Origin of the sequence: Acinetobacter sp. UBA801 (assembly GCA_002296655.1) — a bacterium.
In the GTDB taxonomy this organism is placed as follows: Bacteria; Pseudomonadota; Gammaproteobacteria; order Pseudomonadales; family Moraxellaceae; genus Acinetobacter.
On the sequence record DBIN01000026.1, the window covers coordinates 87,728 to 95,766 of the forward strand.

The following is an 8,039-nucleotide window of genomic DNA, read 5'->3' on the forward strand; positions in this document are numbered from 1 at the left end:
CTTTTATAGTAAAATCCGATTTTGCTGTAGTTTTTAAAGTTGCGCAATACAACTTATTTATACCTTGAATAGTGTCTATTGACCTTTCAAACACGGTGAGTGCTGTAAACAAAAATGCAGCAGATGCAGATCAACTTCATCCATAGTTCAACTAGGTTGTAGATTGACGTATCTAAATATTTTTAACACAGCTTTAACCAAACCAGCACAACCTTATTCGCTGAATCTTCAGCGAAAGATCAGCATATTTTTGCTGCTTGAGCCGCCTAGCCATGTAAAATTATTTTTGCATGATCTTGTTTTGAGTTTAAGTTGCGACAATACGCTCATCAAAACTATAGACCACGTGTTTACTGACACAACTGATTGACTTTCAAGATTGAATCTTTTGGATGGTGTGTTGCTGTCCTGTAATCCTTGGAAGATAAGATTCACCCTTTAGGTTTTCAACCTATTCACGACAATGGATATGAGTGTGCTACCGATTATTATATTGTTACCGTTAGTACTAGGCACAACCCTTGTCTCGTGGCTGAAACAATTTTCACGCGGGGTAACGGCTTTAGGGGCGATTGGCGTCAGTCTGAGTAGTCTTATTCTACTCCTGACCCAAGCAAAAGCAGTCTTTAATGGCGAAACGATCATTCAAACATGGTCTTGGCTGCCACAATTGGGGATTGATTTAAGCTTTCGTCTGGATGCGCTTGGTTTATTATTCTCCTTGCTGATCACAGGGATCGGCACACTCATCTTTATTTATGCCTATTATTATTTAAGTCCGCAAAACTCGCTCAGTAAACTCTATGTTCTCCTCATGCTGTTTATGGCTGCCATGTTGGGAATTTCGCTATCCAATAACCTGATTTTGTTGCTGACGTTTTGGGAACTGACCAGTATTTCCTCTTTCTTATTGGTGGGTTATTGGAGCAATTACGAAGCGGCACAACGCGGCTCACGTATGGCACTGACCATTACAGGCATGGGTGGACTCGCCATGCTCGGTGGTTTTGTGTTATTGGCGCAAATCACAGGCACCTATCAAATTGACCAAATCTTAATGATGACTGAACAAATTCAAAGTCATGATTTATTTGTGCCAACCTTATTGCTGATTTTATTGGGTGCATTTACTAAAAGTGCGCAATTTCCGTTTCACTTCTGGCTACCGAATGCCATGGCTGCACCCACGCCTGTTTCTGCCTATCTGCATTCGGCAACCATGGTCAAAGCAGGGATTTTCTTGCTGGCGCGCTTATTGCCAATTTTTGCAGGCGCAGCGTTATATCACAACCTAGTCACCTTTATTGGTCTGTTTACGCTCTGTATGGCAGCATTCTTTGCCATTTTCAAAGAAGATTTAAAAGGCTTATTGGCATATTCCACCATCAGTCATTTAGGTCTGATCATGTGTTTACTCGGCATTGGTTCACCGTTGGCAGTGGCTGCAGCCATTTTCCATATCATCAACCACGCCACCTTTAAAGCGGCACTGTTTATGATTGCGGGAATTATCGACCACGAATCAGGCACACGTGATTTACGTAAACTCAGTGGCTTATGGCAACTGCTACCCTTTACCGCTACCCTCACCATGATTACCGCGGCTTCTATGGCTGGCGTACCGTTGACCAACGGCTTTTTGTCTAAAGAAATGTTCTTTACCGAACTGGTAGCAAACTTATCTGGCCCTGTACTGTTGGTTTCTGCAATTGTTGCTACACTGGCTGGTATTTTTGCAGTGGCCTATTCAATACGTTTGGTACACGGCGTTTTCTTTGATGGTCCTATTGGTAAAAATGTACCGAATAAAGAAGCGCACGAGCCTCCATTTGGCATGCGCGCACCCGCGACTTTATTGGCGGTTTTATGTATTTTAGTCGGCTTAATGCCTGCCTTATTGGTCGAGCATATCGTTAATAGTACGACTCGTGCCAGTACCCAACTATTGCAGTTTGAAGGCATACATCTGGCCATTTGGCATGGGTTCAATCTTCCCTTACTGATGAGTACAATTGCTTTGCTTGGCGGGATCATCTTTTATTTCTCGCTTGCCAAAGGTGGAAAAATTCGTGAAATTGACCTCGATCCACATTTAGGTCAATTCCAAGGCAAACTGCTTTTTGAATTATTCTTAAAACATTTGCTACAAGCTTCACGCAAAATCAAACGTAAAACTGAAAATGGTTCACTGCAAAGCTATTTAGTGTGGATCATTGTCTTTACAGTATTCATAGTCGCCCTACCATTATTCAATCAGGGCTTAACAACTGGCACACGCGAACTCACACATGCACCTATAATTGCCATTGTTTTATGGTTATTGCTGTTCTCTGCCTGTTGGATGATGCTGTGGTTCCACCATGAGCGCATCAAAGCTGTCTTAATCAGCGGTGCAGTAGGCTTGGTTGTCACCATGATATTTGTCGGACTGTCTGCACCTGACTTGGCACAAACCCAAATCACGGTTGATGTCGTCACCACTGTTTTATTGCTGATGAGTCTCTCCCTGCTCCCACAATTAACCCCTTATGAATCAAGCCGCTCACGTCGCTGGCGAGATGCCTTGATTGCGATTGGTGGCGGCATTGGTATCGGCTGGATTGCATGGTTGGTGATGACCCGCGACCATAATTCAATTTCATGGTTCTTTAATCAGCAATCCATTCCTCTCGGTGGCGGAACCAACGTGGTCAACGTCATTTTGGTAGACTTCCGTGGTTTCGATACCTTTGGTGAAATAACCGTCTTGGGCATTGCCGCGATTGGTACGCTGTGTTTAATGGATGGTATGCGTGCACACGGCACTATCATGACGCAAGGTTTAACCTACCGCTTTAATCCTTCACCGTTGATGCTGCGTATTACCGCCTCATGGATTTTACCTATCGCCCTTGTGGTCAGTCTGTATATTTTCTTGCGCGGTCATAACTTACCGGGTGGAGGCTTTATTGCTGGTTTAATTACCGCAATGGCACTAATCATCCAATACATTGCGCTTGGTCAAGACCAGACCGAACAAATGCTCAAAGCCAAATCTGGACGTTTATACGAGATTTGGATTGGTGTGGGTTTAAGCATTGCAGGTCTGACAGGTCTTGCCGCATGGTTCTGGGGACGTCCTTTCCTCACTAGCGCACATATTTATGTCAATCCTCCAATCATTGGTGAAATGCACCTCGCTTCAGCCGCCTTATTTGATGTGGGCGTGTATGTCACAGTGGTTGGCGCGGTTATGTTGATGATTTCGGTCTTGGGCGATTCACGTCACTCAGGCATGTCTGGCCCACTTCCAAAGGAATAATGCAATGATTAGTATCGAGTTTTTAATTGCGTCTGCCATTGGGATGTTAGTCGCGACAGGGATTTATTTAATTTTACGTGCCCGTACCTTTCCTGTTGTTTTGGGTTTAGCGATGATTGGTTATGCAGTCAATATTTTCTTATTTAGTATGGGGCGTATTCAGACCAATGCGCCTGCAATTTTGACTGAAGCCGCGAAAGTCTCTGACCCATTACCGCAAGCCTTGGTGTTAACTGCAATTGTGATTGGCTTTGCCACCACTGCATTTATTGTGCAATTGGCGCTGCGTAGCCGTTATGAAACAGGGACAGACCACGTTGATGCCAAAGAAGAATATCCACTGCTTGACCCACGTGAGGATGAGCCATAATGACTGATTTCCTCCAATTTTGGCTACAGCATTCACCTATCTTTAGCATCTTAATTCCAACCTTTACCGCATTTATTTTGGTGCTATTAGGTAATCCGGGCTTTGGTTCACTCTCACGTGACTGGCGTCAGCCATGGCGTCGTGGCATTAGTCAAATCTCTGCCACGCTCGGTTTAATCACTGCGATCAGCTATTTAATCCAAGTCAGCAGCGGACAAATTATTATTTATAATTTGAGCGAATGGGCCGCACCATTTGGCATTGTTTTGGTGCTAGATCAATTGTCTGCCCTCATGTTGGTACTGACTTATTCACTTGCCATGCCATTGCTCTGGTTTTCCAGCAAAAAATGGGATGAGCGTGGTCGCTATTTTCACACCATGGTGCATTTCTTGCTCATGGGACTTTGCGGTGCATTCCTCACAGGTGACTTATTTAACCTGTTCGTATTCTTTGAGGTATTACTGCTAGCTTCGTATGTGCTGTTATTGCACGGTCAAGGCAAAGCGCGTTTTCAACTCGGGATTCATTACGTCACCATTAACCTCTTAGCCTCTGCCCTCTTCCTGATTGGCTTGGGGATGATTTACGGCAGTGTCGGCAGTTTAAACATGACCGATGTGGCTCACCTGATTCCCCTACTCGATGCTGATGCACATAAAATTGCGGTGGCAGGTGGCTTACTGTTATTTGTGGTGTTTGGTATTAAAGCTGCCATGCTTCCTGTCGGTTTTTGGCTACCTAAAACCTATGCTGTGGCAACAACTCCTGTGGCAGCCTTATTCACCATCATGACCAAAGTCGGTGTGTATGCGATTTTACGGGTCAATGGAACCGTATTTGATGATGAACTGAGCCATAAAATCCTACAAGACTGGTTATTGCCGATTGGTCTGATTACCTCACTGTATGGGGTCATTGGCGCGATTGGTGCAGAGCGCTTACGTCGCTTTGTCGGTTTTATGATGCTGTCTTCAATTGGTACCATCCTGATTGCTATTTCAATGCTGAACACACAGGCATGGTCAGCTGCACTGTATTACATGGTACACAGTACCTTAATTGCAGCGGCTTTCTATTTGCTGTGCGGTTGGATTACCTCTCAACGTGGCGCATTTAAAGATCACTTCAACATTGCCCCGCAAATGAAGCAACATAAAGTACTGGCTATCACGTACTTCATGATTGCCTTAATGATGGCGGGCTTACCACCGTTTAGTGGCTTTTTGGGCAAGGTCTTTATTTTACAAGCTACTGCCAATATGGCACATCAAGGCTGGATTATTGGCATCATTCTCTTGGTCAGCTTGCTCAGTATTATTGCGTTCACCCGTGTCGGCTTTATTTTATTTTGGCGCGCGACCAAACCTGAAGATGATATACAAACTAAAGCCTATGATGAATATCAGACATTGCCTGCAATTGCTCCGCCCCGCAATGACCGTGTCATTTATTTGCTCCTGACGGGTTTAGTGTTGTACGTGGTATTTGCCAATCCAATTCAGCAATATATGCTGAATACTGCACAGCAAATTCAACATAATGCGGCCTATGAAGCATTGATTCTGAAAAAAGACCGTACTGGAAATGTGATTAGCGTACAACCTTATGATCCATTGTACTTACCTGAAACCAAGTACGGTGGCGAAGCAATCGATGCCAATGCACATTTAATTCCATACGTGATTCATCCAAATACCTTGGAAGGTGAACATATTTCTGACTATAAACAACGTCAAATTCAACAGCAAAACCGTGAGGAAGCGCAGCAACCTAGCGATACTCAACTCAAACCTGCGGAGCCCTAAACATGCAAAAAACGACATCGAAAACTTCGTTTTGGGACAACCTGCTGCCCCACCCATTTGTATCTGTATTGGTGGCACTGAGTTGGCTGATGTTGGCGCATAGTGTTTCTGCAGGGAATCTATTGATGGCACTAGTCCTAGCACTACTAATTCCTAAATTGATCCAGCCCTTTATCACGCGTACACCAGACATCAATTGGACTGCAGCCAGTCGCCTATTCTTTGTAGTGGTCTGGGATATTATGATTTCTAATATTCGTGTGGCTAAACTGGTACTTGGCCCGACAGATCGCATGCAGCCAAAATGGTTCCGTGTCCCTCTCGAAACACAACACGAACAGGTCAACAGTATTTTGGCGATGATCATTACCACCACACCGGGCACGGTCACTGCCGGTATCGACCAAGATCGTGGCGATATTTTGGTACATGCCTTAAAAACTGAAGATGAAAGTGTAGATATTCAAGACATCAAAAATCGTTATGAAAAACCACTGATTGAAATTTTTGGTGCACAGTCAGGAGATAAGCAATGATGATTCTGCCTTATGCACTTGGAATCTGCATGGTTGCGATCACGCTTTCCATGTTTATGTGCCTATACCGTCTGATTATTGGCCCTTCAATTGTGGACCGTCTGCTGGCCTTGGATACCTTATTTTTAAATGCAACCTGCTTGGTGGTAGTTCTGGGTATCTATTGGAGCACCACCTCCTTATTTGAAGGTGCATTATTGGTGGCGATGCTAGGCTTTGTGTCTACTGCAGCACTGGCGCGTTATTTCACCAGTGGTCATGTGATTGATTAAGGAGAATGAACATGCAATTACTCATGGAAATTTTAGTGTCATTCTTTTTAATCATTGGCGCATTTTTCATGTTAGTGGGCGGCATCGGCATGGTTCGCCTGCCCGATTTATTTATGCGACTGCATGCCCCTACAAAATCCAGCACTTTAGGACTGGGAAGTTTCTTAATTGCAGCCATTATTTATGCGGCATTTGAAGGACGATTTGGCTTTGCAGAAGTATTAATCACCCTATTTGCATTTATTACCGCGCCTGTTTCTGCCAATTTAATGGCACAGGCAGCACTGCATTTACGTTTACGTTCGATGAGTGGCAATGTGCCTGAAACCTTAGACCGTCCATTACCGTGGCAACGCCAACGTCGCCGTACCTTTTATGAAAAGAAAGTAAATCATAAAAATGATCATTTAAAATGAATGATCATTTTATATAAAATTATTATGATCATAGACTTGCAATGAATTACACATTCGATTTAGCATTCATATACATTTAATGAGTAGCTTAAAAATATTTAAAATATGACTGAAAATTTTACGTTAGAGCAAATTCGTACTGAAATTATTAGATTTAAAAATGATCCAAGCTCTCAAAAGTTAGAAAATTTTTATTATTCAAAATCTTTTTCGGAAATTCTTGGCGTAAGCCGTAGAGAAATAAGTCATAGTAATTTTTTGCGTGGCTATTTAATCCCAATGAAAGTCATGGACTAAATGAATTTTCAATAAAAAAGCTTTTAGATATTCTACTAATTTTCAGCAATGATAAATTAAAAAAGATATACAACCACTTATACAATAGACTTCCTTCATAAATCAAAAAACGTACAATTTATTTGATCTTAAATTAATCAGCAAAATTATTTAATTCAAGGGATAATCCTTGGATGAAATTCAAAGATATTCAAAAATTATCAGACGTTAAGTTTCGTAGGCTTACCGGTGTTAGTTGGGCTACATTTAACCTCATGTTGGCCGAGATAAATAAGCAGTTACCCCGTCATATTGGTAAAGGACGACCGCATAAATTACCGTTGGAAGATCGTTTGCTCTTATGTATAGAATATTGGAGAGAATATCGAACATTTTTCCATCTTGGTATGAGTTACGGTGTATCTGAAACGAGTGCAATTCGTATCACACGTGTTATTGAAGATACCTTAATCCGTTCTGGAAAATTTAACTTGCCAAAACAACTTCCTAATCGAGATGAAGTGGATTGGGAAGTTGTTGTGATTGATGCAACTGAAATATTAGTTCAACGTCCAAAAAAAACAGAAGAAATGGTATAGCGGTAAAAAAAAGCGACATACCTTTAAATTTCAGCTATGTATGCACTATACAACAGGTGAAATACTGAGTGTATGTGGAAGTCATGGAAGCATGCATGATTTTAAAATATTTAAAAAAAGCATGAGGAAATTAAAATTTAAGCCCTTTTTTCTCGTTGATAAGGGTTATTTAGGGATAAAGAAATTGGGTTTTGGATGCCTCATGCCATCTAAAGCAAAGAAAACTGAAAAACTAGATTCTGAATTAAAAAAGTTAAATAAAGAGATTGGTCGTAGACGAATTCAAGTAGAGCATGTATTTGGAAGGATGAAATGTTTTAAGATTTTATCTTGTGTATATAGAAATCGTCGTAAACGATTAAACCTGCGGTTTAATTTACTTGCTGGCATATACAATTTAGATTGGGTGAAAGATAAACTATTAAATTGATTGAAAAATGATTTATGAAGGAAGTCTATTG

Annotated in this window: 7 protein-coding genes and 1 pseudogene; all 8 read left to right on the forward strand. The window is 41.8% G+C overall.

Translation table 11 applies throughout. From position 1 onward, the window contains the following. Positions 1 to 463 precede the first annotated feature (463 nt). On the forward strand, positions 464 to 3,301 hold the full coding sequence (locus tag B2W49_RS05130) for a monovalent cation/H+ antiporter subunit A (RefSeq protein ID WP_291335151.1): 2,838 nt from the start codon (positions 464 to 466) through the stop codon (positions 3,299 to 3,301). A gap of 4 nt (positions 3,302 to 3,305) precedes the next feature. Continuing rightward, positions 3,306 to 3,671 carry a Na+/H+ antiporter subunit C gene (locus B2W49_RS05135; RefSeq protein WP_019836072.1) on the forward strand — a complete coding sequence of 122 codons (366 nt, stop codon included), beginning with the start codon at positions 3,306 to 3,308 and terminating at the stop codon, positions 3,669 to 3,671. Continuing rightward, the gene (locus B2W49_RS05140; RefSeq protein ID WP_291335154.1) at positions 3,671 to 5,479 is read left to right on the forward strand and encodes a monovalent cation/H+ antiporter subunit D; all 1,809 of its coding nucleotides are present in this window, start codon (positions 3,671 to 3,673) and stop codon (positions 5,477 to 5,479) included. Before B2W49_RS05135 ends, B2W49_RS05140 begins: the two co-directional genes overlap by 1 nt. 2 nt (positions 5,480 to 5,481) lie before the next feature. After that, positions 5,482 to 6,015 carry a Na+/H+ antiporter subunit E gene (locus B2W49_RS05145; protein WP_291335156.1) on the forward strand — a complete coding sequence of 178 codons (534 nt, stop codon included), beginning with the start codon at positions 5,482 to 5,484 and terminating at the stop codon, positions 6,013 to 6,015. Then, positions 6,012 to 6,287 carry a monovalent cation/H+ antiporter subunit F gene (locus B2W49_RS05150; protein WP_111810627.1) on the forward strand — a complete coding sequence of 92 codons (276 nt, stop codon included), beginning with the start codon at positions 6,012 to 6,014 and terminating at the stop codon, positions 6,285 to 6,287. The genes B2W49_RS05145 and B2W49_RS05150 overlap by 4 nt, the downstream gene beginning before the upstream one ends. 11 nt (positions 6,288 to 6,298) lie before the next feature. Beyond that, the gene (locus B2W49_RS05155; RefSeq protein WP_180169034.1) at positions 6,299 to 6,703 is read left to right on the forward strand and encodes a Na+/H+ antiporter subunit G; all 405 of its coding nucleotides are present in this window, start codon (positions 6,299 to 6,301) and stop codon (positions 6,701 to 6,703) included. A gap of 470 nt (positions 6,704 to 7,173) precedes the next feature. Then, complete coding sequence (locus tag B2W49_RS05160) at positions 7,174 to 7,578, forward strand: transposase family protein (protein WP_125269091.1); 405 nt, start codon at positions 7,174 to 7,176, stop codon at positions 7,576 to 7,578. A gap of 37 nt (positions 7,579 to 7,615) precedes the next feature. Beyond that, positions 7,616 to 8,008 (forward strand): annotated as a pseudogene (locus tag B2W49_RS05165) (transposase family protein); the annotation flags it as partial. Positions 8,009 to 8,039: the final 31 nt, after the last annotated feature.

Coding starts and splice junctions, on each gene's coding strand:
- B2W49_RS05160 (WP_125269091.1), top strand. CDS start 7,174: ATGAAATTCAAAGATATTCAAAAATTATCAGACGTTAAGTTTCGTAGG.
- B2W49_RS05150 (WP_111810627.1), top strand. CDS start 6,012: ATGATGATTCTGCCTTATGCACTTGGAATCTGCATGGTTGCGATCACG.
- B2W49_RS05145 (WP_291335156.1), top strand. CDS start 5,482: ATGCAAAAAACGACATCGAAAACTTCGTTTTGGGACAACCTGCTGCCC.
- B2W49_RS05135 (WP_019836072.1), top strand. CDS start 3,306: ATGATTAGTATCGAGTTTTTAATTGCGTCTGCCATTGGGATGTTAGTC.
- B2W49_RS05130 (WP_291335151.1), top strand. CDS start 464: ATGGATATGAGTGTGCTACCGATTATTATATTGTTACCGTTAGTACTA.
- B2W49_RS05155 (WP_180169034.1), top strand. CDS start 6,299: ATGCAATTACTCATGGAAATTTTAGTGTCATTCTTTTTAATCATTGGC.
- B2W49_RS05140 (WP_291335154.1), top strand. CDS start 3,671: ATGACTGATTTCCTCCAATTTTGGCTACAGCATTCACCTATCTTTAGC.